This is a genomic window from Flavobacterium resistens (genome assembly GCF_900182645.1).
Taxonomy (GTDB): domain Bacteria; phylum Bacteroidota; class Bacteroidia; order Flavobacteriales; family Flavobacteriaceae; genus Flavobacterium; species Flavobacterium resistens.
Genome location: NZ_FXTA01000001.1, coordinates 457,711 through 481,569, shown reverse-complemented (window position 1 = coordinate 481,569; position 23,859 = coordinate 457,711). Strand labels below are relative to the sequence as shown.

The window sequence follows — 23,859 nt, the reverse complement described above, 5'->3', positions numbered from 1 at the left end:
ATACCTTTGTTTCAGATAATAAAAAAATATACTTATGAAAATTACAATATCAGGTTCTTTAGGGAACATCGGAAAACCATTATTGAAAAAACTTGTTGCTTCCGGACATGAAGTTACCGTTATTAGCAGTAGTTCAGATAGAAGTGAAGCTATTGAAGCTTTGGGAGGAAAATCTGCAATTGGTTCTGTGAGCGATGCAATTTTTTTAGAAAAAGCATTTACAGACGCAGATGCAGTTTATGTAATGACGCCACCTAATATGGGAGGTTCAAATATTCTGGCTAATATGACTGAAGCAGGAAATGCTTTTGCAAATGCAATCAAAAAATCAGGCGTTAAGCGCGTTGTGATGTTAAGCAGTATTGGCGCTGATTTGCCAAATGGAACTGGTCCAATCGCCGGACTTTACAACATCGAAAAAATATACGAAACGTTAGAAAACACTTCAATAACATTTTTACGTGCCGGATTTTTCTTTACCAATTTTTATCATGATGTTCCAATGATTAAAGGAGCGGGAATTATTGGCGCAAATTACCCAGCATCAACAGTAATTCCGTACGTGCATCCAGAAGATATTGCGGCTACCGTTGCAGAAGAATTAGAGAAAACAGGATCAGGAATAAATGTTCGTTATATTGTTAGCGACGTTCGCACGCCAGGTGATGCTGCAAAAGTTTTAGGAGAAGCAATTGGTAAACCAGAATTACCTTGGGTTGAATTTACCGATGAGCAATCCTTAAATGGCATGGCTCAGGCAGGATTGCCCGAAGAAATTGCAGGTTTGTACACAGAAATGGGAACAGGTTTAAGAAGCGGAGCAATTGCCGGAGATTTTCTGAAAAATAAAACCGCTGTTTACGGAAAAATCAAATTGGAAGATTTTGCAAAAGAGTTTGTTTCGAATTTCTAAAAATTAAAAAGATCCAAAACGAAAAATCACTATTTATAGTGATTTTTTCTGTTTTATGACTTGCTACTTTTGCCACAGGATTTTTTTTGTTTTTTTATTTTAATAGTATGCCTGAAGATAAAGTATGGATTATTTAATAAAGATATTTTTTATAAGCCAGTTTCCTATTTTAATTTTTTGAGCAATAAAAATGGGCAGAAATTATTCTGCCCATTTTTTAATTTTATATTCGATTATTATTTCAAAGTCGTTTTGATTACGATTGCAGCTTGTTGAATAGCAGTTTGAATAGCAGGAACATTTGAAATTGGGTTTAAAAGTCCGTAATCGTGAATCAATCCGTTGTATCTTGTCAAGGTTACAGGAACTCCAGCTTCGTTTAACTTTCTTGCATAAGCTTCACCTTCATCTCTTAAAACATCATTTTCGGCAGTTTGAACTAATGCAGGAGGTAGATCTTTAAGTTCAGCTAAACTAGCTTGTAATGGAGAAGCGTATTTTTCAGTTCTTTTTGAAGTTTCTGGTAAATAATTATCCCAAAACCATTTCATCATATTTTTAGTAAGGAAACGTCCGTTTGCGTACAAATTGTAAGATTCAGTTTCAAAATTAGCATCAGTTACTGGCCATAATAAAACTTGCAATTTAATGTGCGGACCTTTTTTATCTTTTGCCATCAAAGTAATTGCGGCAGTCATATTTCCTCCAACGCTGTTTCCAACAACGGCCAGGTTTTTACCGTCAACGCCAATTTCTTTTCCGTTTTCAGAAACCCATTGTGTTGCTGCATAAATTTCATTGATTGCAACAGGATATTTTGCTTCTGGAGAAGGAGTATAATCTGGGAAAACAGCAACTGCACCACTTTCAACAACCAAATCTCTCACTAATCTTCTATGAGTTGGATAATCTCCCAAAACCCAGCCACCGCCGTGAATAAAGATAAATACCGGAGCATTTGCTTTTACGCCTTTAGGTTTCGTAATATGAATTTTTACTTTTAGTCCGTTTTGTGAAATTACTTTTTCAGATTCTTCAATTCCAGAATAATCAACTTCAACCGATTTTTGTGCACCAACTAATACATTTCGTGCGTCTGCGACAGGCAATTGTTCCAAAGGTTTTCCATCACCTGAATTTAATGCATTCAAAAAGCCTCTGATTTCTGTAAAAATTTCCGGGTCATTTTGTCCTTTATAAGGTCTTTCTTGTGCTGAAGCAATTGTACTTACGATTAACAATGCTGCAATAAATAAACGCTGTTGTAATACTTTAATAGTTTTCATATCTTTTATCTTTTTAATTATTTATAATTTGATAGGACAAAGATATGGCGGTTATAAAGCCTTAAAAATAGATAAAAGTCTATTCTAATTGTACATTTTTCCCTTGAAGGTATTTTTTCTTGAAATTCGACGGAGTGTCGCCAACTTTATTGCTAAAAAGTCGGTTAAAATAGGCCGGATCTTCATATCCGAGTTGATATGCAATCTCTTTTACGCTTAAAGAAGAATAGCCCAAAAGTCGTTTTGCTTCCAGAATAATTCGGTCTTTAATAATGTCATTTGGCTGTTGAAGTTCTAATCGATTGAATTTATTCGAAAGTGTTTTTGGGGCAACACCAAGAATATCAGCATAATCAGCAACGGTATGTTTGGTTCTAAAATGAATTTCGACCAATCGGCTAAAATCCCTGAAGAAATCCATTTCTTTTGAAGGTTCATCATTCAAAACGCCCAATTGCTGTATTTTCCAAATTCGGGTTGCTTTGATAATCAATTGTTTTAAATACGTTCTGATCATTTCTTCCTGCGAAGAATCGGGTGAATCAAATTCTTGCTGCAATTGCTTGTAAATGCCGTCGATAAACACAACTTCCTTTTCAGGAATGGCTGTCATTGGCATTTCAAAAATATTATTGAACAATAATCCGTCGCAGGCGACTTCGGCATCATGAATCTGAACACAATAAAAATCTCGGTTATAATACATAAAATAGCCTGGTTTCTGTCCTTCTTTATTAATTTGTAAATATTGATTGCTGTTGATAAAGAATAGGGAAGGACATGAAGTCTGATACTTTTTAAAGTCGATTGTAACCGAATATCCTTCAAGAAGATAAAGGACTTTAATATAAGGTTTGTAAGCTTCACCATTAATTTCTTCAACAAAATCTTCAGTCAAGGCAAAGAAGCCGAGTTTTTTATAATTAGATTCAAAAAAATTATGGTTAAGCATTGGTAAAGCTATTTTAATTTCTATTTCTTTGTTTTGGACGAAAGTTCCAAAATGTTTTTACTGATAATATTTTTATCCGAAACTGTTTTGGCTAATTTAAGAGCCGTTTCAAAATGATTTTTTGCTTTTTGATTATCAATATCAATATATAAATTCCCGAGCAGCGAATAATAAAAATGATTATCAGTCAAATTTAGTTTTTCTGCTTCAATTATAGCTTCTTGTTTGCCCATAACTTTTGATAAGGCAAAAGTGCGGTTCAAAGCCACAATTGGAGAATATTCTAAAATAATTAAATGATTGTAAAGCTCTAGAATATGTTTCCATTTTTCTGAAGTATCACTTTTTAAGGTGTGCCAATACGCTATTCCCGCTTCAAGATGGTATTTTGAAAGTGTATCCCCGATAGAAGATTTACCCAAAAAATAAGTGCCACGGTCAATTAATTCCTGATTCCAAAGTTTTTCATCCTGATCTTGGTATAAAATAATTTCACCGCTTTCTGATGTTCGTGCTTCAAATCGGGAGGAATGAAAACACATTAACGCCATTAAAGCATTGGTAGCGGGCAAATTTGTCGCTTGATTCTGAATTAATAAATAGTTCAGGCGCATAGCTTCGGCACAAAGATCTTTGCGAAGTGTGGTATTTTGTGAAGTCGAGTAGTAGCCCTCAGAAAAAAGCAGATAAATTGTTTTTAAAACGGTATCAATTCGGTCTGAGATTTCAGTTGGATTCGGACTTTGGATTTTGATGTTTTCTTCTTTGAGTTTTTCTTTGGCACGATTTATACGTTTGTAAATCACTTCTTTATTAGATAAAAAAGCATCTGAGATTTCACTTATTCCAAAACCGCATAACAGATTAAGGGCCAATGCAATCTGCGCTTCGTCTGAATTGCAAGGATTACAGACTGTAAAAATCATCGCCAACTGACTATCCACAATATTTTGTTCCGATAAATCAATTTCAATATCCTCACCATTCAATGGTGAATTGTGTTTTATTTCAGAAACGATTTTCTTTTCAAAAATGTCATTTCGCTTAAAATGATTTTTGGTTTTGTTTTTGGCAACAGTATAAAGCCAAGCCGTGGGATTTTCTGGAATTCCTTTTATAGCCCAAGTTTCAGAAGCAGCCAAAAATGTATCGCTTACAATATCTTCGGCAATTTCAATATGATGAATGCCAAACAAACTGCAAAGCACCGAAACAATTTTTTGGTACTCTGTTCTGAATAAATTGGGTATAAGCTCTTTTTCCAAAATTGTTAATTGTTAAACCGCCATTCTAATTTCGACATTGCCGCCGAAATCCAAAACTGGACATCCTTGTGCAATTGCTGCCGCTTCATCATAATCTTTGGCTTTTATAACAATTAATCCGCCAATAGATTCTTTGATTTCAACAAAAGGTCCGTCAGTGATTCCTTTATTTGAGGTAACTAATTTGCCTTTTCCGTCCCAGCGTTGTAAAGGTCTTGCTAATTTATCCTGCGCTGCAAGTCCGCCAAACCAGTTTTGCCATTGTTGTAAATGTTGTTGATATTCTTCTGGCGAAGGCTGGAGTTCTTTTGTTGTAAAATCTCTTCTGAAAATTAATATGAATTCGTTCATTTTGATACGTTTTAATGATTTTATAAAAAAAACTGTTTTTTAATAATAAGCAGTTGGGCGTAACTCAAAAATATTTTCAATACATAGAGACATAGTTCTCAAAGGTTGTCATTCCGAGGAACGAGGAATCTTCGCAAGTAACTCCGTAAAGGTCAATCTTTGTAGAGTTTCTCGTGGATATTCCTCGTTCCTCACAATGACAAGATTGTAAAGGCTATGTTTATTTTAAATAAGTGAAACGCCTTTCCGAGAATAGAAAGTCTATGCTTCTATGTGTTAAAATTAATTTTGCTACAATTTAATGATATAAATTTAGTGTTTTTACCAAATATAAAAACTGCCCAGTTTATTTATCCAAATTGACCCACTCTGTAAGTCCCTGGAGTATTCGCAAAAGCGATGTTAAGACGATTCCACATGTTGATTGTACCGATGGCAAGTGTAAGATCAATTAATTCCTCTTCAGAAAATTCAGCTTTAGCAATATCGTAGATTTCATCTGGAACATCACATGCATTTACGGCTTCTGCGTATGCAAGTGCCACTCTTTCGCGTTGTGTAAAATACGGAGTTTCTTTCCATGCGCTCAAACCAAATAAACGCTGTGTTGTTTCGCCATGCGCCATCGCTTCTTTAGTATGCATATCAAGACAATAAGCGCAATTGTTGATTTGAGAAATTCTAATTTCGACTAATTCGAAAAGTGATCTTTCAAGTTCTGATTTTTTCAAATAACCGCTGATGCCAAATAATGTTGAGATTGCTTTTTGACCTTTTTCGAATACATTAATTCTAGTTTCCATTTTGTATAATTTTAATTGTTTATACTCTAATGACAACTGAAGTTTCAGAATTGGACAAAATTTTGAAAAAAAATATAAAAAAAATTAAAAAACCAATGTTTTCGGGCTAATTTGGAGGTGCTCCAGCTTTTTTCCAACCAAAGTTTTCTCGCCAACAGGCTGAAATCCGAGATTTAAATATAGTTTTTTGGCATTCGGATTACCTTCTTCAACTAATAATCCTAAAGTCTGATTGTTTTTGGTTACAAATTCTTCAATCAAAAACAAAAGTATCTTTGAACCAATTCCTTTTCCCTGATATTTAGGATTCACACCCAAAGAATCAATATAAAATTCACCGGCTTTTGTCTCTAATTCAGGATCGAATTCGGGATTAAAATGTTTTCTGATATATGAAATTATTGGAGTTCTTAAAGCTTCTAAATCAGCGCCGTTATAAATGTTCACAGCACCAATGATTTCATTGTTTTCTTCAGCAACAAAACAATTTTGAAAAGAATATTGATTGTTTTCTCTTCCAATGAAATGCTGCAGGAAATCTTTTGCGGAAGCGTAATCTTCTTTTTTGATGAATTTATAAATGATATCTTCCATTGCCAATAATAAAATAGGAGCGATTTGTTCTGAATCTGATATTTTGGCCTTTCTGATATTCATTTTTGAAGTATTTTAGAATTAGCAAATTTAAGGCTTTATTTTAAACACATAGAAATATAGCTATTGCCTAAAATTTTGTCGAGTTTGAAAAAATTCGAAGCGCTAATGAATTATAAACCAAATTAAATTATTGCAAGCAGTTTAGGGGTACATGTCTATAATTTTCTGTACGTTGCCGATGAAGATTTCGGTGTTTTTAATTTCTTGTTTGATTAATGGCTCATAATGCAATAATTTATATTGCTCCACCATGTAGTTTTTTTGATGTTTAATAATCGATTCAAAACTTCGGATTTCATTTTCATCGTGCCTTTTCAATTCCCTTTGTTTACTCTTTAAATAGTGTAAAGATTTTTTTAACCTTTCAATGTCTAATTTGTCCAAACTGTAATTTCCTAAAAATTAATAAAACAAGCGATAGTCAGAAATGTGATAAATTTCAAAATGTCCAAAAAGCAATGTCATTTGAGTTTACCTGAATCCCAGCTATTTTCTCCTTAACTACGATAAAAGTTGAAACTTGGATTTTGAATTATTAAAAAAAAGTTCGAAATATTTTTAATTTTAAATCAGTTCGAATTAAAGTATTTGTAATTCACTTGTTTATGCTTAAAAAGGATTTGGATCTGTAATCTACGAGAAACCAATTAACAATTGCAAAATTTCTACCGATATTGGATAAAAATATACAACTTCAATAATTTAAACCACTATTATCTTTGTTAGTATATTTATATAAAAATTTAAAAAATGAAAGCAATAGGATTTAAAACATCACTACCCATAGAAGAAAAAGAAAGTTTTATAGAATTTGAAACTGTAAAACCTGTACCCGGCGCACACGATTTATTAGTAAAAATTGATGCGATTTCTGTAAATCCCGTCGATTTTAAGATTCGCCAAAATAGCGCAAAAGATACTGTTCTTGAGACGCCAAAAATCATTGGCTGGGATGCCGTTGGAATTGTGCACGCTGTTGGAGAAAAAGTAACTTTATTTGAAGTAGGTGATCCAGTTTATTATGCTGGAGATATTACAAAACAAGGAAGTAACGCCGAATTTCAGATTATTGATGAAAGAATTGTGGGCAGAAAACCAAAATCATTAAGTATTGAAGAAGCGGCTGTAATTCCGTTAACCGCTTTGACTGCTTGGGAAATTTTGTTTGACCGAATCAGAATTAATGCTGAAAAAGACAAAGGAAAATCAATTTTAATTATTGGCGGAGCAGGTGGCGTTGGCTCGATTGCCATTCAATTGGCCAAGAAAATTGCCGGATTAACGGTTATTGCAACAGCGTCGCGTCCTGAAACAATTGATTGGTGCAAAAAGCAAGGTGCTGATTATGTGGTGGATCATAAAAACCTCATTTCGGCAGTTAGAGAAGCTGGTTATGAACATGTTGACTTTATTTTGGATTTTGTCGATACCAATGCTTATTGGGACATTATGACTGAGTTGATTAAACCTCAGGGGCATATTGCTTCAATTACAGGAAATAGCAATCCTGTTGCATTAAACAGCTTAAAGAGTAAAAGTGTTTCTTTTTCCTGGGAATTGATGTACACACGCTCGATGTTTCAAACCGAAGATATGATTGAGCAACATCACATTCTAAACAAAGTTGCTGATTTACTGGATCACGGAACTTTAAAAACTACTTTAAATCAAACATTAAACGGATTAACAGCTGATAATTTGAAGAAAGCACATCAACTTTTGGAATCGGGAAAAACGATTGGAAAAATTGCCATTAAATTCTAAATTATTTTTTCGAGATTAAACTGAAAACTCTTATTTTTTTTTAGAAATGGGAGTTTTTTTTATGAAAAGTTTATTCGATGGCCTATTTTTGCTCCAAAATTTACAAAATCATTTTCCTTTATCTAATGAAATTTTTATCTGCAATTCTTTTTTTCGTTCTGTCTTATTCAATTCACGCACAATCTATAAATGGAGTTATAAATGATGCAAAAGGAAAACCACTTTCTGAAGTCTTAATTCGTGATTTGGTTTCAAAAAATCATGCACACAGTGACGTAAACGGAAAATTTACTTTAGAAGGGGTTCAATTAAATGATAGTTTAGAAATCAGTAAACAAGGATTTATTACTCAAAAAATCAAATTTATCTCTTTTCTCTCTGTAGATTTTTTGACAATTTCATTAGAAGAAAAACCTTTTTTGCTTGAAGAAGTAACCATTACAAACAATTTGAAATACCTGAATACAATTTCAAAAATTGATTTAGAAATCCAACCGATATCGAATTCTCAGGATTTATTGCGAAAAGTTCCCGGATTATTCATTGGTCAGCATGCTGGTGGAGGAAAAGCAGAACAAATTTTCCTGAGAGGATTTGATTGTGATCACGGTACAGATATTAATATCTCGGTTGATGGAATGCCGGTAAATATGGTTTCGCATGCGCACGGACAAGGATATTCTGATCTTCACTTTGTGATTCCGGAAACAGTTGATAATATTGATTTTGACAAAGGATCTTATTTTGCTGATAAAGGAGATTTTACAACGGCGGGTTATGTTGGTTTTAATACAAAAAATGCATTGGAACATAGTTCTGTTTCTTTTGAAGGCGGTCAGTTTGATACTTTTAGAACGGTTGCTTTGTTTAATTTGTTGAATAAAGAAAATCAGTCGGCGTATTTTGCGGGAGAATACATGATGACCGATGGTTATTTTGATGCGCCTCAAAATTTTAACCGAATCAATTTGTTTGCAAAATATAATGCCAAACTAAATAACGGCGATCGAATTGCATTGTTTGTATCTCATTTTAAAAGCCAATGGGATGCCAGCGGACAAATTCCGGATCGCGCAGTGAATGAGGGCACAATTTCACATTTTGGAGCAATTGATCCAAATGAAGGCGGAAACACAGACAGAACGAATTTCAATTTGCAGTACGACGCCAAAATTGATGAAAATACACAGATAAAAAATACGGCCTATTTGAGCAAATATGATTTTGAATTGTATTCTAATTTTACTTTTTTCTTGAATGACCCTGTAAATGGCGATCAAATCAAACAGAAAGAAAACAGAACCATTGTAGGTTTTCAGTCGGAATATGATCAAAAACTGGATGAAAATTGGCGTTTTAAGTTAGGAGCGGGATTGCGAAATGACAATAATAAAGATGTCGAGTTATCGCACACTTTAAACCGAAAAACAGTTTTGGATTATTTGAGTTTAGGAAATGTGAATCAGACGAATCTTTTCTCTTTTACAAGTTTTGATTTTACTTCTGGAAAATGGCTTGTAAATGCTGGCTTGCGCGTGGATTATTTCAAATTTGGCTATGAAGATCAATTGGCCTCGGTTTATACAAATCAAACAGAAAGCAAAGCCATTGTAAGTCCAAAACTGAACTTTTTATACACACAAAATAACACATTACAATATTTTCTGAAATTAGGTAAAGGCTTTCATAGCAACGATACCCGCGTTGTAGTGGCACAAAAAGGACAGGAAATTTTGCCTGAAACTTACGGAGCGGATTTGGGAATTAACTGGAAACCATTTCCAAGAATGATTGTAAATTCGGCAATTTGGTATTTGTATTTGGCACAGGAATTTGTGTATGTAGGAGACGAGGCAGTTGTAGAACCAAGCGGTAAAACTCAGCGAAAAGGTTTTGATTTTGGTTTCAGATATCAATTAACAAATTGGTTATTCTGGAATACTGATTATACTTATACGCACGCACGTTCGTTTGACGAGCCCAAAGGAAATGATTATTTGCCATTAGCGCCGGTTCATACTTTAATGAACGGGTTTTCGGTAAAAGATTTAAAAGGTTTTTCGGGAAGTTTAAGAACCCGTTTCTTGGGTGATCGCCCAGCCAATGAAGATAATTCGGTTGTAGCAAAAGGGTATTGTATAACAGATTTCTCTGTAAATTATCAGATTAAAAAAGTATCAATAGGAGTGAACATCGACAATATTTTTGACACGAAATGGAAAGAAACACAATTCCTGACGGAATCAAGATTAGCAAATGAAACAGCTTCAGTTGAAGAAATTCATTTTACAGCAGGAACGCCATTTAATGCCCGCTTGATTTTGAAATACAGCTGGTAAAAACGTAAAAATTTAAGCATAAAAAAAGCGAGACTTTCTATACAGAATTGGTCTCGCTTTTTCAATTAAAATCAGAAATCAAATTAACCGTGAGCTGCGACAGAAACGTCTGCCCATTCTTCCCAGGTTTTTAGTTTTTGTTCATAAGTTTGTTTAGCAAATGGTAAAGCTACTTTTCCTAAAAATAGGCGTAAAGGAGGATTTTCAGCTTCGACTAATTTAATGATCGCCGGAACTGTAGCGCTTGTTTTTCCAAAAGTATCAGGATCATGTCCATCAGCAATCGCTTTTTTAATTCCGTCATAAGCAGGTATGCTTTCACTAATGATTCCGTTACCCCAGATATCTGTAACATAACCATTTGGTTCAACCAAAGTAACATTAATTCCGAATTGTTTTACTTCTGAAGCCAATGTTTCGGTAAGACCTTCAACGGCAAATTTAGAAGCGTTATATAAACCAATTATTGGTAAAGTAGCGATTCCTAAAATAGAAGAAACCTGAATAATATGGCCACTTTGTTGTTTTCTCATAATTGGCAATACCGCTTGTGTTAACCAAAGTGTACCAAAGAAATTGGTTTCAAATTGCGCTCTTGCTTCGCTTTCAGTAGCTTCTTCGACAGCTCCATTTAAAGCGTAACCCGCATTGTTGATCAGGATATCTATAGTCCCAAAATGCTGTTGTACTTTTTCTACCACTGCAAACGACTCAGAGCGGTTGTTTACATCTAGTTTAAGAGGTAAAATCGCGTCTCCGTATTGCGCTTTTAAGTCGGCTAGGGTATCAATATTTCTGGCTGTTGCAGCTACCTTGTATCCTTTTGCTAAAAATGCTTCTGTCCAGGCTTTTCCGAATCCTTTTGATGCTCCTGAAATTAAAATTGTTTTTGACATGTTTTCTAATTGTTAATTGTTAATGATGAGTTGTGAATTATTATATTTAATTTTTAAAATTTATGACCAATCGGTCATTTTTTTGGTAAAAAAAATTAGAGGCTGTTTTCCTCTATTATTTTTTTGAGGGTTTTAGCGATAATTTTCATTTTATCGTTGTTGCCTGACATTCTTGAAATGAGATGGCCGCCTTCCATCATGGCAAACATGATGACAGCAAATTCTTCAGCGTTCCAGTTTGATTTGAATTCTCCGTTGGCAATTCCTTTGTTTACGCTATTGGCTAATAATTGTTGATTGGCATTACAACCTTTATTGATTTTCTCTTTTACAATAGGGTTGGTGTCATCAGCTTCAGTTCCGAAATTCAATAACGGACAACCTCCGGTTAAAGGCGGATTCACGGCATTACTAAAAAAATCGATATAAGTAAATAGTTCTTCTTTCGCTGTTTTGCCTTTGCTGACTTCTGAAATCAGTTTATCGCCTAATACTTTCATATTGTGATCAACAGCGGCACAGGCTAGAACTTCTTTATTGTCAAAATGAACGTACATGCTTCCTTTTGACAATTTGGTTGCCTCCATAATATCGCTCATAGATGTTGCTGCAATCCCTTTTGTATTAAAAATAGGTGCTGCTTTTTCTATGATAAATTGTCTGGTTTCTTCTCCCTTTGCCATGATAGCTTTTATTTAACGGTACAAATATATGACCGATTGGTCATAAAAACAAATTTTTTGATGTTTTTTTTAATGATCGGACAAAATTATATTCGTTTTTGGCTTTTTAGACTTGTTCATTACCAGCAATAACAAGGGTAGTGTGATGACAAAAAATAAACCTACAAATAGAAAAGCATCCCGATAACTCAATAAAGAAGATTGTCTGGTCACGATATTTTCCATTAATTTTAAAGCTTTTGACCTTGCTTCGTTATAAGCAAAACCTCTATGCTGGAAATAATTGATGTAACCATTAATTCGGTTCATGGCTTTTGTATTATCCAAAGTTACATTCGAAATCAAAACATTTCTGTGTTCAGCAAAACGATGCGCGATATAAGTATTGATAATAGAAACTCCAAAAGAACCGCCTAATTGTCGCATCATATTATTTAACGCGGCACCTTGTCCAACATCTTTGTCATCGAGTGAAGAAACTGCCAGCATTGTCAATGGGACAGTTAGTAAAGCCATTCCTAATGCACGGAAAATCAAAGCTGTTGAGACTTCAAAAGCGCTGGTGTCTAAAGTGATTTCAGACATTCTCCAATTAAAATAAATAAATAATAGAAATCCCGCTGCAATAATAAGAACTGGAGAAACTCCTTTTTGAAGTAAAGTTCCACAGAGTTTTAAGGCGACCAATGCAAATAAAGCGCCCGGCAACAAAAGTAAACCTGTTTGATATGGTGAAAAACTTAAAAGACGCTGTGCCACAACGGGACTGATATATATCGAAATAAACATCCCAAATCCGGTGACAAAAGTCAGAATTGCGGCAATACTTAGCGATTTGCTTTTAAGAACCTTTAAATTTACTACAGGTTTATCAATCGTTAATTCCCAATAAATAAAAGTCAATAAGGAAATTGAAGCAATGACAGCAAGAACTACAATATAACGTGTTTCGAACCAATCTTCAACTTCGCCGCGTTCTAAAACAGTTTGAAGAGCACCGACTCCAATTGCCAATAAAGCAATTCCAACCCAATCGACTTTGGCGATTTCTGGCTTAACAGGCGGTTCTTTCAGCAAGAAAATACATGAAATCGTAACTAAAATCCCGATAGGAATATTAATCAGGAAAATCCAGGGCCAATCGTAATTTTCAGTAATATAACCGCCAAGCGTTGGTCCAATTGTTGGTCCGATGAAAATTCCTGCTCCAAATAAAGCGCCTGCTGTTGATTGTTTGTCTTTCGGGAAAAGTTCAAATACCACGACTTGAGATATCGATAATAAAGCACCTCCACCAATTCCCTGAAAGAATCTAAAAAAGACAAGCATCCAGATGTTTGAAGAATGCCCGCACATAAAAGAACAGAAAGTAAACAAAATAACAGAGCCAATGTAATAATTTCGACGTCCGAGATTGGCACTTAAAAAACTCGTAATTGGAATGATAATTACATTGGCAATGGCATAAGCAGTTATGACCCAAGAGGTGTCTTCTAAAGTTGCGCCCAAATTGCCACTCATGTGCGAAAGCGCAACATTGACAATTGAAATATCAATAAGTTCCATAATCGCGGCAAGGATTACGGTTAAAATCAGAAGTTTTCGTTGTAAAGGTGTCATATTTATATTTTATACCAATTGGTATATTTTAAAGTAAAAAAAAGGCTTTGAAAAATTAAAGCACTTTTTTGATTACATTGGTTTTGAATAGATTCGAATATGCTCTGGCAATCAGACGAGTTTCAGCTTCGTTCCAGATTTCGCATTGCGCGTTTACAAATTGTTTTCCTTTTTTAATGATAGCGGTTTTTGCCAAAATCGTATCGCCAACATGCGCCGGAGCAAAATAATCAATATTGAGGTTGATGGTTGTGTAAAAATGTTCTTCATCTAAAGAAAATAAAGTTGCACCAATACAATCGTCCGCAATTGCCGCAGTAACGCCTCCATGCAGAGATTTAATCGGATTTGACATTTCTTCTCTCACGACATATTTAAAAGTGACAGTGCCAGGTTGGGCAACCAAAACAATTGGTTTCATCCAAAGCATAAAAGGCGAGGGCGAAGCTGTGAATTCTCTGTCTAAATGATCTTGAAGTACTTGTAGTCTTGTTTTTTGCATTTTATTTTAATTTTAAAGTTTCAGGTTTCAGGTTTAGCGGAGGCTTCGACTTCGTTCAGCCTGGCAATTACATTTATAATTAACAATTTATAACTAGATAATACCGATTGGTATATTTTATTTGCTAAAAAAAAGCAATTTTTTGAAATTACTTTATTCTAAATCGTCTATTACTTTGTAAACTGAAGTCATAATGCTTGACAAATTATCTAAACTGTTTGTCAGTTTGCTGATCATTATAGCGCCTTCAATTAAAGCAATTATGGTTAGTGCCGTTTTCTCTGTATCAATTGCATTGGCTTTAAATTCTCCTGCCAAAATTCCCTGATCAATGAAATACATTATTTTTTCTTTCCAATAATTAAGCGTTCTCTCGGCATACTTTTTTAAAATAGGATGTGTATCATCTGATTCTGTTGCAGTGTTTAAAATTGGACAGCCGCCTTTTGTTACTTGCAAATCAGAATATTCAGAATAAAGCTTTGGATAAACTAATAATTTACCTTTGAAAGTAGTCTGTTTGTCAATTTCTCGTGAAAAAGCATCGTGCAATTTTTTGACATTGTATTTGAAAACCGCAATTGCCACTTCGTCTTTACTTTCAAAATTGCCATAAATGCTTCCTTTCGTGAGTCCGGTTATATCTGTTATATCACTTATCGAAGTACCGCTGTAACCTTTCATATTAAAGATAGGAGCTGTCTTTTCGATAATAAATTGCTTGGTTTTTTCTGCTTTACTCATGATAAGAATCATTTTGATTCTGCAAATATATACCAATCGGTATAATTATTTATTGTTTTTGCGAATTATTTTGATTTGAGACGTTTAAAGTTGAAAATAAGGACTTTTAAGTCCAGAAACAGGCAAATTACAGGCGATTTGTCCATCGATTTTGTAATTTTATGGATAAATAGGTGAATCGTCCACCAAATACCGTATTTAATTAGACAAAATTACGGATTTATAGGGGAACTTTGTCCCATACAAAAAGAGATAAAAATGAAAACGAATATTCCACTTAAAAAACTAAACGAATCAAGTCTCGGTATTATGATCGAAAAGATGAGTGACAGTTTTGTAGATTCCATCAGAAGAGAAGTGACCAGATCGCATCGCAACGATTTCTGTATCTGCATTATACCGGAAAAAGGGAAAGGAACTTTTTTTGTTGATTTTAAAGAAGTTCATCTTAGCAATGGTTCACTATTATTCTTGTATCCTGGCCAGGTGCAGCGCGTAATAGAAACTCAAAAGATTGAAGGTTGGGTGTTGTTTTTTGATAATAACATAATAGACGATTATTCAAGATCAATATTAGAAGAATCCTTATATCACGGCCCGATTTTAGGAATTTCGAAAGAGCAGAAAACATGGTTTTTTCAATTGATGGAGTTGTTGTATTCGACTTCAAAAGCAAATGATATGGCAGCGTTTCATAAACCGGCGATACGATCTATAGTAGTATCATTGATTTATAAAATTACCTCCATTTATCAGGCAAGTGTGACGCAGGATATGAAAGAACATTCGGTTCGCAGTACGGCAATTGTTACTTCTTTCAGAAAACTGCTTCGTGAAAACTTTAAAGAAATCAAAAGTCCGACCGAATATGCGAACAGAATGAATCTTTCATTAGGTTATTTAAACGATACGCTGAAAATGGTTACTGGTAACACCGTTACTTCATCGATTCAGGAAGAAGCCATTCGCGAAGCGCAGCGATTGTTATGGTATTCGGATTTAAGTATAAAAGAAATCGCCAGTACCATTGGTTTTGATGACCCGAAATACTTTAGCCGAATCTTCAGTAAAATAACCGATAAATCTCCAGGCCAGTTTAGAAGAAGCCATCAGGGCGATCAATAGCGTCATTACTTTTTAAGTCCCTCAAATTTTAATGTTTAAAAAAATCTCCCATTGGGAGCAGGCATTCTTTTGCCTTATTTGAAATAATTTAAAACGAATCAAAATGAAAATTTTAAAACCAATTATAGGTTTAATAGTATTGTTTTTGAGCTTTGGCACAAGCCTTATAGCTCAGGAAAAACAGCAGAAATATAATATTTCTTTGAAAGAAGCCATTTCCTTGGCAAGACAAAATAACAAAACAGTTCAGGCTTCTTTAATAGAACAAACTGCCACTGAAGCCGATTTAAATGATGCCAAAAACAGCGTTCTTCCTTCTTTAGCTGTTGGCGGTTCTTACCAAAGATTTTCTAAAGCCACTTTGTATGATAAAGGTTTCAGCGAATCGCGACAAGTGAGCCGTCTGCCAAGTCCAGATGCGATGAATCTTGGACTTGATTTAAGTTTGAATATTTATTCCGGCGGAAAAACCAAATCGGCTATAGAAGAGAGTTCGTATCGAAATGCACTTGCTGCTATAAATGCCAAAGATCAGAGCGGGAATATTGGTTTGCAAACCGCCGTTCAATATCTGGATTTAATTCGCCTTTATCACTTTAAACAATTAATTGCAGATCAGGAGAAAAGGGCAGAAGCAAGGCTGAAAAACATTACATCTTTCTACAAAAACCAGCGTGTAACAAAAAGTGATCTTTTGCGTGCCGAATTGACATTATCAAATGTTTTACTAAACAAAACTCAAAACGAAAATGACATTGAAATTGGAAGTAAAAAATTAGCCTTATTGGTGAACAACGACGAATCTCAAATGCTTTTTCCGAGTGATTCTTTGTTGACTAATGATTTAAAAGAAATTGTGCTTTCGCAGCTAAATGCTGATGTTAACAATTCATATTCGCTTCAAAAAGCAGATATGAATTTGAAAATCCAGTCGGCGCGAATCAAAAATATCAAGTCCAATAATTATCCTTCTTTAAGTTTAATTTCTGCTTACGGATTGAATTATCCGAACTATTTGTTCTTTAAACCAATTGATCAGGCATATTCTGCAGGATTTGTGGGAGTTAAATTCGGTTACAACATTTCTTCCTTATACCATAATTCGAATAAAGTAAAAGCGGCAAATGAAAGACTAAACGCGATTACGATTCAAAAAGACTGGATTAAAGATAACGTCAAAGAAGATATTAACGCCTTAAATATCAAATACGGAGAAGCTTTAAACCGAATTGAAGTAACCGATAAATCGATAGAACAGGCAAAAGTCAATTTTGAAATCATCAATACTAAATATCTAAATCAATTATCACTTTTAACCGATTTGCTGGATGCCGATAATTTATATCAGGAATCACGATACGCTTATGTGAATGCGCAAATCGGTGCTTTAATCATTTACTACAGATTGCTTTATACAACAGGTAATCTATAATTCAAAACCATTAAAAATAATCACAATGAAAACTACAATTAATAAAAAGACATCCATATTATCGATTACAGCAATTGTAATCGGCATTGCCCTAATTTCATGTTTTGTTCTTTATCTCGCAGATGGAGCCAACTACGAAGAAACAAATGACGCGCAAGTAGAATCGTATATCAATCCGGTTTCGGCCAGAGCCAGCGGATACATTACAAAAGTATTGTTTGAAGAACATCAGAATGTTAAAAAAGGCGATACACTGGTGATTCTTGACAACAGAGAATATACCTATAAAGTGCAGGAAGCCGAAGCCGTTTTAGAAGATGCTTATGCTCAAATCAACGTTTTAGAAGCAGGAATCAACGTCGCGCAAACCGGAATTTCGGTGAGTAAAAACCAAATTGCTTCGGCGAAAGCCAGATTATGGCAACAAAAACAAGACAATCTGCGATATCAAAAACTCTTGACAGAAGAAGCCGTAACCGGACAAGAATACGAACAGGTAAAAACCAGATACGATGTAGCCCAAAACGATTACAATGCGACTGAAAATACTTTGTTAAGCACGCAATCCAGAGTCCAGGAATTAAAAACCAGAAGAGCTTTGCTTAACGCCGATATTAAACGTAAAGAAGCAATTCTGGATTTGGCCAAAATTAATTTGAGCTATACGGTAATTACCTCACCATATGATGGTAAAACAGGACGTAAACAAATTCTGGAAGGACAGCAAGTGCAGTTAGGGCAGCCTTTGGTATCCATCGTAAACGAAAACGAAAAATGGATCACAGCTAATTTTAAAGAAACTCAGGTAAATGGTTTTTACATTGGACAGTCCGTAAAAATCACAGTTGACGCTATCTCTGGAAAAACATTTAATGGTAAAATCGAAGCCATTTCAGCTTCAACGGGTGCCAAATTTTCGCTTTTGCCGGCAGATAATTCGACAGGGAATTTTGTGAAAATCATTCAGAGAATTCCGGTGAAGATTGTTTTTGAAAACAATAAAGAAATTGAAGAAATCAAATCAGGAATGAATGTAACGGTAACCGTTTTTCATAAAAAATCATGAAAGCACATCCTTTTTTAAACAGCTTTGCCTTTAAATATAAAAGCTTGTCAATTGGTTTAATGGTTTTTATATTGTTCACCGCTTTGGCACAGTTTGCTTCATTTTCATTGATTCAACAGCACTTGATTTCGTTTTACGGAGTTGAACCGGAAGATATTTCGATGTCGGTTCTGGCGATGTACGCGGGTATTATTACTTTTTTGCCGATACAGTTTCGTTTATTGCGTTATTTTCCGGTTCAGAAGTATTTTATAACCGCAATATTCATTGGAATTTTACTCAATATAGCGAGTTTTATAACGCATGATATTGCGGTGTTTATTGTACTTCGATTTCTTCACGGATTAGCTGTGGCAGTTTGTGTTGGCGGAATGTTGTATATTATTTTATCAACGCTTCCGGGCGAAAAAGGAGCACTTATCGGATCTTCATTTTTATTTACGGCAATATTGACAACGGCTGTAATTATCGGGATTTTATCTTCCTGGGTTGCAGTAAACATGAACTGGAATTTCACCTATTACGGATTGATCGCTTTGCAAATTTTAGCAATACTAGTTGCTCTCCTCATTTTTCAGCCAAAAATGATTTTACGTTCTTTTCCGCTATATCAATTGGATTGGACAGGAGCTTTTTTCTTCGCTAATTTTAGTCTTTCGCTTGCTTATCTGATGATTTACGGACCAAGACAATATTGGTTTTCATCCCATTCTATTCGATTGGTTTCGCTTTATTGTTTTGTAATGTTACTGTTTTATTTGTACAGACAGGCGACTTTAAAAAGACCGCTTATCGATTTGAGAGCTTTTAAATATGGCAAATTTATTCTCGGACTCTTTTTGCTTCTTATTTTTTATGGAATAAAAGATACCATCAATCTTATTTACGGTTATGCCGGCGGTATTTTAGGATGGAGTGCTGAAGATGTGGTGTATTTAGGACTTTACAATAGCGCCGGAGTAATTATTGCCATTTGGATTTCAGTTAAACTGATTCTGAAAAACAAACTTTTTGTGCCTAAATTAATCATTTCCGGTTTTCTGTTGATGATCGTTTACAACCTTTGGATGTACTTTTCATTAACACCCAATATGTCGTTTACAGATTTGGCTGTACCTGTTTTTATGCAGGGAATCGCCGTCGGATTTGTTTTCTTGCCTGTTATGATTTTTACAATGTCGGCGATTCCAAAATTTACCGGATTTACTTCGATTATTGTCTGTGCTTACGCTCGTTTTATTGCTACTTTAAATTCGATTTCAGGATTTTATACCTTGCAATTGCATTATAATCAGGAATATAAAGAAGGCTTTTTGGAATATCTTACAACAGACAATCAAAACTTTGTGCAACGCAGTTCCAGCTATCAAAGTTTATTTCTTTTGAAAGGTTATACTGCCGATCAGGCCAATGCACTATCTAATGTTTTGATCAGCAAAGCAACTGCCATTCAAGGACAATTGCTGACCAACAGAACAATTTTTATGATCGGAGCTTTGTTGATGGTTTTGGCAATTGTCGTTTTACTGACTTTTATTATCATCAGCAAAATTATGGCATCAAAAAATCAACGTCAGCTTGCTGTGTAATTCTATTTCTTATGAAAACAACCACAGCAGAAAGTATCGATAAAAAGGTTTTCATTTTGGATATATCCGAAAAGTTATTCGCCAGATATGGTGCAAGAGAAACAACAGTAAGACTAATTACACAGAAAGCAGGAATAAGTATTGCGATGCTCAATTATTATTTTGGTTCGAAAGAAAATCTCTTTTTGACTGTTTTAGAAAGAAGAATTCAACAGTTTAAAACGGCTAAAAATGCGGTAAATATGGATAACAAAGGCACAATCGAAATGCTTTTGACCTATATGACCGTGTATATTGATTTAGTAGTCGATTATCAGCCGTTTTATAAATTGATGATGATCGAAAAGTTGTTGAATGAAAACAAAAAAGCGGTTGAAATGATTGAATCTTACTTTCAGTCTAACATTCAGACTTTAAAAAATATAATCATTCAAAGCGTTGATGATGAGAAAATTGACGGTGTAAATATTGAAACTTTCGTGATGAACATATCTGGATTTTTAGCCTATTTAATTTTGCAGACCGATTTAACGGAAAGCAGTTTAAAAGAAGAGAAAAAACAGAATCTAAAAAAGCATATTATGAAAGTTTTGCTGGCTTCTTTTTTTGAAATGTAGTTTTTTTAAGAAAAATAAAAGCTCCCATTTGGTTAGTACTGGGAGCTTTTGGGGGCATTATAAATTATTGGGCAGTAAAAGTCAGATAATCAAAATTCATATTTCCATTTGAAACAATATGAAGTCGGAGTATTTGTTTGCCTTTCTTCAATTTAATTGTTCCAATGGAATCTGAACTGTTCCAATGATGCCATTGTCTCCAGTCGATTGGATCTTTGTCATCATGTGTTGAGGTAATTTTCATTTGCCCGGTAGCATCTTTTCCATTCACTTCGATGTTGATTTCGCCGTCGCCGTTTGCGGTATAAAGCGCACCTATTTTATAAGTTCCGGATTTGGTTACTTCAACCGTATAATTTATCCATTCTCCAGGCATTGTCCAGCCAATGTAAAGATTTCCAATGCTTCTCGGAACTTTATTATAGGGATTATTATCAATATCACCGTCTTTCGAATATGAAATATCAACACCTTCGTTTATCCTAAATTCATTCAGCGGATTTCCGTTTACGGGATTTAGTTTTCCGCTTCCATTATTTATGGCATCAGTATCGTGATATGCAATTCCTTCGCCACCTTGATCGTACAATTCGCATTCTATTTTACCCGGAATCTGTTGTGGTTTAAAAGCTTTTGATATTTGTGACGTGCAAACAAAACAATTCAGTAAAACGATATTCAGTATTAAAAATGCTTTCATAGAATTGTATTTAAATTATTGAACTTCCAAAGTAGCAATTGAATGTGCAGCACTCGTTACTTTCGCCGCTTTTCCTTTTATCCAAAGAAAATAGTCAACATCCGTTTCTCCTGAATTCATTACCACAACTTCCAGTTTATTATTTTCATTTACAAAAGCGGTAGATAAAAGTTTATTACTACTTGAATTACAAGCAATACGTTTTGCGCCCGGACGAATGAATTTAGAGAAATGTCCTAAATAATAATAGCCGTTAGTATAAATTAAATTTCCGGTTTTAAGATCAGCGTGAATAGGGGACATGCAGAAATTTTGAACATGGTTTGGTCCTCCTTTTTCATCCAATAAAACATTCCAGTCTGTCCAGGCAACGGTTCCGATATTGAAATCATTGATCATCGACATTCCGTATTTCTCGCCGTAACTCCAGTCGGTTAATAATTTTTGATCAAAATCGGCGGCACAGCCTTCCGTTAAAATCAAAGGTTTATCTGGGAAAGCTTCAGCAACTCGGCGTTCAGCCTCGAAATTCATTCCGTTTTTCATCCAGTCTTCGTACCAGTGATAGCCAACACCCCAAACATATTTTGCTGCATCTTTATCTTCCAAAACCGTACTCACTCGCTGATACATCAAATCGCGATTGTGATCCCACATGATTAGCTTTTTCTTAGAAAATCCTGCTTTCTGCATCGTTGGTCCAAGAAAGTTTTTGATAAAATCACGTTCTTCTTCGGCAGTGAAAATACAAGATTCCCAACGTTGAACCGCCATCGGCTCATTTTGAACCGTATAACCCCAAATCGGAATACCTTCTTTTTCGTATTCTTTTATAAATTTCACAAAAAAGTTAGCCCAGCTTTGGTGGTATTCAGGTTTTAAAGTACCGCCTTGTAAAACATTATTATTGGTTTTCATCCAAGCCGGTGGACTCCACGGCGAAGCGTACAAAGTAATTTTACCTCCAGCTTTTGCAATTACTTCTTTAATAAACGGAATTCTATATTTTCTGTCATGGCTGATATCAAAGGTTTTCAAGTCCTTATCGCCTTCCTGAATATAGCTGTAAATATCGCTCGAAAAATCACAACTTTGCATGTTTGTTCGTGCTAAAGTATATCCAATTCCTTTTTCTGTATCATAATAAGCCGTAAGGATTTCCTGTTGTTTGTCTTTTGGAAGCTGATAAAAAACTTCTGCGGAAGCGTCAGTTAATGCACCTCCAATTCCTAACATGGTTTGATAAGTTTTGGCTGGATCAACAAAAACCGCAATTTCTTTTTCTGTTGTTTGTGGTTTTGCAGAAAAAGAAAGCGTTTCGGTTTTGCTTAGTTTTTTGTCCGTATTTTTAGCCGTTACATAAATGGTAACGCTTTTATAATCTGTTGTTTTACTAGCTTTTTGTTGTGCAAGTAAACCAACAGATAAAAATCCGGATAACATGATGGTCAGGCATGTTTTGTTCTTATTAATAGTCATAATTGAGGTTTTTTGGTTTAGATGTTATGCTAAAATCTGATCAATAGTCTGCAGTTCATATTCTGAAAATGAAGTATTTTGAAGACAGCCTAAAGAATCCATTACTTGCTCTGGTTTGCTTGCGCCAATGATTACCGACGAGATTCGTTTGTCTTTCAGAACCCAAGCCAATGCCATTTGCGCCAAACTCTGACCACGTTCTTCGGCCATTTTATTTAATCGGCGCACTTTGGCAATATTTTCTTCGGTAATGGCATCTTTTTCCATTGCACCGTTTCCACGATTTGCATTTGCTCTTGAATTTTCCGGAATTCCGTTTAGGTATTTATTGGTCAAAAGTCCTTGCGCAAGAGGAGAAAAAGCGATTCCGCCAATTCCGTTTACTTCTAAAACATCCAATAAGCCATCTTCAACAGAACGTTCAAACATAGAATATTTAGGTTGATGAATAACACAAGGCGTTCCTAAATTCTTTAATATGGCATAAGCTTTTTCAGTTTCTGCCGGACTATAACTCGAAACTCCAACATATAAAGCTTTTCCTTGACGAACGATTAAATCCAGAGCAGCCATAGTTTCTTCCATTGGCGTATTAGGATCTGGCCTGTGATGATAAAAAATATCAACATAGTCAAGTCCCATTCGTTTTAAACTTTGGTCTAAACTTGCTACTAAATGTTTTTTAGAACCAAAATCTCCATAAGGTCCATCCCACATTGGCCATCCGGCTTTTGTTGAGATTAAAAGTTCGTCTCTGTAATTTTTAAAATCTTGTTTGAATATTTCTCCAAAAGTAATTTCTGCTGAACCCGGAGGCGGGCCGTAATTATTGGCAAGATCAAAGTGTGTAATGCCATTATTAAAAGCTGTATGCAGAATTTCGCGTGCATTATCAACGTTGTCAATTCCGCCAAAGTTGTGCCACAATCCTAATGAAAGAGCTGGCAAAAGTAATCCGCTGTTTCCGCAACGACGGTATTGCATTTTTTGATAACGGTTTGAATCTGGTATGTAAGTCATTTTTTTAATTATGAATTATGAATTATGAATTATGAATTATGAATTGTTTTTGCTTA

Annotated in this window: 22 protein-coding genes; 8 read left to right on the top strand and 14 right to left on the bottom strand. The window is 34.8% G+C overall.

All coding sequences use genetic code 11. The annotated features are described in order from the left end of the window. Window positions 1–34: 34 nt before the first annotated feature. Window positions 35–913, top strand: coding sequence for an NAD(P)H-binding protein (locus tag FN795_RS02005; protein ID WP_142449128.1), 879 nt, complete (start codon window positions 35–37; stop codon window positions 911–913). Window positions 914–1,149: 236 nt separating this feature from the next. Here the strand turns inward: FN795_RS02005 and FN795_RS02000 are convergent, their stop codons facing one another. From FN795_RS02000 to FN795_RS01975, 6 genes are all read right to left on the bottom strand, one after another. After that, window positions 1,150–2,199 (bottom strand): alpha/beta hydrolase, encoded by a 1,050-nt coding sequence (locus FN795_RS02000; RefSeq protein ID WP_208743570.1) that lies wholly within the window; start codon window positions 2,197–2,199, stop codon window positions 1,150–1,152. A gap of 79 nt (window positions 2,200–2,278) precedes the next feature. Continuing rightward, the gene (locus FN795_RS01995) at window positions 2,279–3,151 is read right to left on the bottom strand and encodes a helix-turn-helix domain-containing protein (RefSeq protein WP_142449126.1); all 873 of its coding nucleotides are present in this window, start codon (window positions 3,149–3,151) and stop codon (window positions 2,279–2,281) included. 20 nt (window positions 3,152–3,171) lie between these two features. Beyond that, entirely contained in the window at window positions 3,172–4,419 is a 1,248-nt protein-coding gene (locus FN795_RS01990; protein WP_142449124.1) for an RNA polymerase sigma factor, read from the bottom strand. Window positions 4,420–4,428: 9 nt separating this feature from the next. Beyond that, window positions 4,429–4,767 carry a YciI family protein gene (locus FN795_RS01985; RefSeq protein ID WP_035644505.1) on the bottom strand — a complete coding sequence of 113 codons (339 nt, stop codon included), beginning with the start codon at window positions 4,765–4,767 and terminating at the stop codon, window positions 4,429–4,431. A gap of 350 nt (window positions 4,768–5,117) precedes the next feature. Beyond that, window positions 5,118–5,570 carry a carboxymuconolactone decarboxylase family protein gene (locus FN795_RS01980; RefSeq protein WP_035645151.1) on the bottom strand — a complete coding sequence of 151 codons (453 nt, stop codon included), beginning with the start codon at window positions 5,568–5,570 and terminating at the stop codon, window positions 5,118–5,120. Window positions 5,571–5,654: 84 nt separating this feature from the next. Beyond that, on the bottom strand, window positions 5,655–6,227 hold the full coding sequence (locus FN795_RS01975) for a GNAT family N-acetyltransferase (protein WP_142449122.1): 573 nt from the start codon (window positions 6,225–6,227) through the stop codon (window positions 5,655–5,657). Between the two features lie 750 nt (window positions 6,228–6,977). Here FN795_RS01975 and FN795_RS01965 point away from each other — a divergent pair. Then, window positions 6,978–7,991 (top strand): zinc-binding alcohol dehydrogenase family protein, encoded by a 1,014-nt coding sequence (locus FN795_RS01965; RefSeq protein WP_142449118.1) that lies wholly within the window; start codon window positions 6,978–6,980, stop codon window positions 7,989–7,991. A gap of 125 nt (window positions 7,992–8,116) precedes the next feature. Continuing rightward, complete coding sequence (locus FN795_RS01960; protein WP_142449116.1) at window positions 8,117–10,330, top strand: TonB-dependent receptor; 2,214 nt, start codon at window positions 8,117–8,119, stop codon at window positions 10,328–10,330. 83 nt (window positions 10,331–10,413) lie between these two features. Here the strand turns inward: FN795_RS01960 and FN795_RS01955 are convergent, their stop codons facing one another. The 5 genes from FN795_RS01955 to FN795_RS01935 all read right to left on the bottom strand — a co-directional run bounded on the left by FN795_RS01955 (window position 10,414) and on the right by FN795_RS01935 (window position 14,775). Continuing rightward, window positions 10,414–11,226 carry an SDR family NAD(P)-dependent oxidoreductase gene (locus FN795_RS01955; protein WP_142449114.1) on the bottom strand — a complete coding sequence of 271 codons (813 nt, stop codon included), beginning with the start codon at window positions 11,224–11,226 and terminating at the stop codon, window positions 10,414–10,416. A gap of 95 nt (window positions 11,227–11,321) precedes the next feature. Then, window positions 11,322–11,909, bottom strand: coding sequence for a TetR/AcrR family transcriptional regulator (locus tag FN795_RS01950; protein WP_142449112.1), 588 nt, complete (start codon window positions 11,907–11,909; stop codon window positions 11,322–11,324). A gap of 69 nt (window positions 11,910–11,978) precedes the next feature. Further along, a complete protein-coding gene (locus tag FN795_RS01945; protein WP_142449111.1) occupies window positions 11,979–13,529 on the bottom strand; it encodes a DHA2 family efflux MFS transporter permease subunit in 1,551 nt (516 codons plus the stop codon). 55 nt (window positions 13,530–13,584) lie between these two features. Next, entirely contained in the window at window positions 13,585–14,031 is a 447-nt protein-coding gene (locus FN795_RS01940; RefSeq protein ID WP_167498047.1) for a PaaI family thioesterase, read from the bottom strand. A 153-nt stretch (window positions 14,032–14,184) separates the two neighbouring features. Then, window positions 14,185–14,775 (bottom strand): TetR/AcrR family transcriptional regulator, encoded by a 591-nt coding sequence (locus tag FN795_RS01935; RefSeq protein WP_142449109.1) that lies wholly within the window; start codon window positions 14,773–14,775, stop codon window positions 14,185–14,187. Between the two features lie 258 nt (window positions 14,776–15,033). On the opposite strand from FN795_RS01935, the gene FN795_RS01930 reads away from it, so the two are divergent. From FN795_RS01930 to FN795_RS01910, 5 genes are all read left to right on the top strand, one after another. Continuing rightward, window positions 15,034–15,900, top strand: a complete 867-nt coding sequence (locus tag FN795_RS01930) for an AraC family transcriptional regulator (protein ID WP_142449107.1) — start codon at window positions 15,034–15,036, stop codon at window positions 15,898–15,900. Window positions 15,901–16,003: 103 nt separating this feature from the next. After that, entirely contained in the window at window positions 16,004–17,332 is a 1,329-nt protein-coding gene (locus FN795_RS01925; RefSeq protein ID WP_142449105.1) for a TolC family protein, read from the top strand. 25 nt (window positions 17,333–17,357) lie between these two features. Further along, window positions 17,358–18,398 carry an HlyD family secretion protein gene (locus FN795_RS01920; RefSeq protein WP_142449104.1) on the top strand — a complete coding sequence of 347 codons (1,041 nt, stop codon included), beginning with the start codon at window positions 17,358–17,360 and terminating at the stop codon, window positions 18,396–18,398. Further along, window positions 18,395–19,987 carry an MFS transporter gene (locus tag FN795_RS01915; protein WP_142449102.1) on the top strand — a complete coding sequence of 531 codons (1,593 nt, stop codon included), beginning with the start codon at window positions 18,395–18,397 and terminating at the stop codon, window positions 19,985–19,987. The genes FN795_RS01920 and FN795_RS01915 overlap by 4 nt, the downstream gene beginning before the upstream one ends. Window positions 19,988–19,998: 11 nt before the next feature. Further along, window positions 19,999–20,604, top strand: coding sequence for a TetR/AcrR family transcriptional regulator (locus FN795_RS01910; RefSeq protein ID WP_142449100.1), 606 nt, complete (start codon window positions 19,999–20,001; stop codon window positions 20,602–20,604). A gap of 64 nt (window positions 20,605–20,668) precedes the next feature. Here FN795_RS01910 and FN795_RS01905 read toward each other — a convergent pair whose 3' ends face one another. The 3 genes from FN795_RS01905 to mgrA are packed head-to-tail and all read right to left on the bottom strand — an operon-like array spanning window position 20,669 to window position 23,803. Beyond that, window positions 20,669–21,304 (bottom strand): carbohydrate-binding protein, encoded by a 636-nt coding sequence (locus tag FN795_RS01905; protein WP_142449098.1) that lies wholly within the window; start codon window positions 21,302–21,304, stop codon window positions 20,669–20,671. A 15-nt stretch (window positions 21,305–21,319) separates the two neighbouring features. Next, window positions 21,320–22,783, bottom strand: a complete 1,464-nt coding sequence (locus FN795_RS01900; RefSeq protein ID WP_142449097.1) for a glycoside hydrolase family 30 protein — start codon at window positions 22,781–22,783, stop codon at window positions 21,320–21,322. Between the two features lie 24 nt (window positions 22,784–22,807). Continuing rightward, the gene (gene mgrA, locus FN795_RS01895; RefSeq protein ID WP_142449095.1) at window positions 22,808–23,803 is read right to left on the bottom strand and encodes an L-glyceraldehyde 3-phosphate reductase; all 996 of its coding nucleotides are present in this window, start codon (window positions 23,801–23,803) and stop codon (window positions 22,808–22,810) included. Between the last annotated feature and the right edge of the window lie 56 nt (window positions 23,804–23,859).

Coding starts and splice junctions, on each gene's coding strand:
- FN795_RS01965 (WP_142449118.1), top strand. CDS start 6,978: ATGAAAGCAATAGGATTTAAAACATCACTACCCATAGAAGAAAAAGAA.
- FN795_RS01905 (WP_142449098.1), bottom strand. CDS start 21,304: ATGAAAGCATTTTTAATACTGAATATCGTTTTACTGAATTGTTTTGTT.
- FN795_RS01915 (WP_142449102.1), top strand. CDS start 18,395: ATGAAAGCACATCCTTTTTTAAACAGCTTTGCCTTTAAATATAAAAGC.
- FN795_RS01950 (WP_142449112.1), bottom strand. CDS start 11,909: ATGGCAAAGGGAGAAGAAACCAGACAATTTATCATAGAAAAAGCAGCA.
- FN795_RS01975 (WP_142449122.1), bottom strand. CDS start 6,227: ATGAATATCAGAAAGGCCAAAATATCAGATTCAGAACAAATCGCTCCT.
- FN795_RS01985 (WP_035644505.1), bottom strand. CDS start 4,767: ATGAACGAATTCATATTAATTTTCAGAAGAGATTTTACAACAAAAGAA.
- FN795_RS01920 (WP_142449104.1), top strand. CDS start 17,358: ATGAAAACTACAATTAATAAAAAGACATCCATATTATCGATTACAGCA.
- FN795_RS01930 (WP_142449107.1), top strand. CDS start 15,034: ATGAAAACGAATATTCCACTTAAAAAACTAAACGAATCAAGTCTCGGT.
- FN795_RS02005 (WP_142449128.1), top strand. CDS start 35: ATGAAAATTACAATATCAGGTTCTTTAGGGAACATCGGAAAACCATTA.
- FN795_RS01980 (WP_035645151.1), bottom strand. CDS start 5,570: ATGGAAACTAGAATTAATGTATTCGAAAAAGGTCAAAAAGCAATCTCA.
- FN795_RS01995 (WP_142449126.1), bottom strand. CDS start 3,151: ATGCTTAACCATAATTTTTTTGAATCTAATTATAAAAAACTCGGCTTC.
- FN795_RS01910 (WP_142449100.1), top strand. CDS start 19,999: ATGAAAACAACCACAGCAGAAAGTATCGATAAAAAGGTTTTCATTTTG.
- FN795_RS01955 (WP_142449114.1), bottom strand. CDS start 11,226: ATGTCAAAAACAATTTTAATTTCAGGAGCATCAAAAGGATTCGGAAAA.
- mgrA (WP_142449095.1), bottom strand. CDS start 23,803: ATGACTTACATACCAGATTCAAACCGTTATCAAAAAATGCAATACCGT.
- FN795_RS01940 (WP_167498047.1), bottom strand. CDS start 14,031: ATGCAAAAAACAAGACTACAAGTACTTCAAGATCATTTAGACAGAGAA.
- FN795_RS01935 (WP_142449109.1), bottom strand. CDS start 14,775: ATGAGTAAAGCAGAAAAAACCAAGCAATTTATTATCGAAAAGACAGCT.
- FN795_RS01945 (WP_142449111.1), bottom strand. CDS start 13,529: ATGACACCTTTACAACGAAAACTTCTGATTTTAACCGTAATCCTTGCC.
- FN795_RS01900 (WP_142449097.1), bottom strand. CDS start 22,783: ATGACTATTAATAAGAACAAAACATGCCTGACCATCATGTTATCCGGA.
- FN795_RS01925 (WP_142449105.1), top strand. CDS start 16,004: ATGAAAATTTTAAAACCAATTATAGGTTTAATAGTATTGTTTTTGAGC.
- FN795_RS02000 (WP_208743570.1), bottom strand. CDS start 2,199: ATGAAAACTATTAAAGTATTACAACAGCGTTTATTTATTGCAGCATTG.
- FN795_RS01960 (WP_142449116.1), top strand. CDS start 8,117: ATGAAATTTTTATCTGCAATTCTTTTTTTCGTTCTGTCTTATTCAATT.